Source organism: Leisingera sp. F5 (genome assembly GCF_001593695.1).
In genome coordinates, this window is the sequence record NZ_LUKH01000949.1 from 1 (window position 1) to 1,422 (window position 1,422).

A 1,422-nucleotide genomic window follows, 5' to 3' on the forward strand; every position below is an offset into this window, starting at 1 on the left:
CAAAGCCGGGCTGAACTGCCGCAAATTGATCCTTGGGGCTAGGAGCAGCAGGCGAAAGCGGGTAGCAATGCCGCCAGGGTCCGGGTCACCTTTTTTCCGGGCATCGGAAGTGATTTGACGGGGAGGGACGACATGCGGTTTTCGGGATGGCGTGTGCTCAAAGAGGGGCTCACCGGAAACAAGGGCTGGACGCCGCACTGGCGCGACCCCGCGCCCAAGTCCGAATATGACGTGGTGATCATCGGCGGCGGCGGCCACGGTCTGGCGACCGCCTACTACCTGGCCAAAGAACACGGCATTACCAATGTTGCAGTGCTGGAAAAGGGTTATCTCGGCGGCGGCAATGTGGGGCGCAACACCACCATCGTGCGGGCCAACTACTACCTGCCGGGCAATTCCGAGTTTTATTCCCACTCGCTGAAACTGTGGGAGGGGATGGAGCAGGACCTGAATTACAACGCGATGATGTCCCAGCGCGGCATCCTCAACCTGTACCACAACGACGGCCAGCGCGATGCGGCGGTGCGGCGGGGCAACGCGATCATCAACCAGGGTGACGATGCTGAGATCCTGAGCCGCGAACAGGTGCGTCAAATGGCGCCGTTCCTGAATTTTGACAGCAACCGCTTCCCGATCATGGGCGGGCTGATGCAGCGCCGGGCGGGTACTGCGCGCCATGACGCGGTGGCCTGGGGCTATGCTCGCGGCGCCGATATGCGCGGGGTGGATCTGATCCAGAACTGCGAAGTGACCGGCATCGACGTGGAGAACGGCAGGGTTGTGGGCGTGCAAACCGCGCGCGGACCGATCCGGGCCAAGAAGGTGGCGCTGGCCGCTGCGGGGCGTTCCGGCCAGGTGGCGGCGATGGCGGGTCTGACCCTGCCGATTGAAAGCCACGTGCTGCAGGCCTTTGTTTCCGAAGGGCTGAAACCCATGGTGGATCATGTGATCACCTTTGCCGAAGGGCATCTGTATATCAGCCAGTCGGACAAGGGCGGGCTGGTGTTTGGCAGCTACCTGGATTTCTACAGCTCATACGCGGCGCGGGGAAACCTGCCGATGGTGGAGCACACGATGGAAAGCTTTGTGGCGATGGTGCCGGCGGTCAGCAAGGCGCGGCTCTTGCGCAGCTGGGGCGGCATTATGGACATGACGCCGGATGGCTCGCCCATCATCGATCATTCGCCGGTTGACGGCCTCTATCTGAATTGCGGCTGGTGCTACGGCGGCTTTAAGGCGACGCCGGCGTCAGGCCATGTCTATGCGCATCTGATCGCAACAGACCGCCCGCATGGGGCGGCAACCAAACTGAAGCTGGACCGTTTCCGCAGCGGCCACGGCCTGATGGATGAGGAGGGGACCGGTGCGCAGCATAACTTGCACTAAGCGTTTTGAATGCGCTGGGATTGCCTCCGGCGGGAG

1 protein-coding gene is annotated in these 1,422 nt (G+C 62.5%); it reads left to right on the forward strand.

All coding sequences use genetic code 11. The features are described 5' to 3' along the window. Positions 1 to 132 precede the first annotated feature (132 nt). A complete protein-coding gene (locus tag A2I95_RS37745) occupies positions 133 to 1,386 on the forward strand; it encodes a sarcosine oxidase subunit beta family protein (RefSeq protein WP_291737558.1) in 1,254 nt (417 codons plus the stop codon). The last annotated feature ends 36 nt before the right edge of the window (positions 1,387 to 1,422 follow it).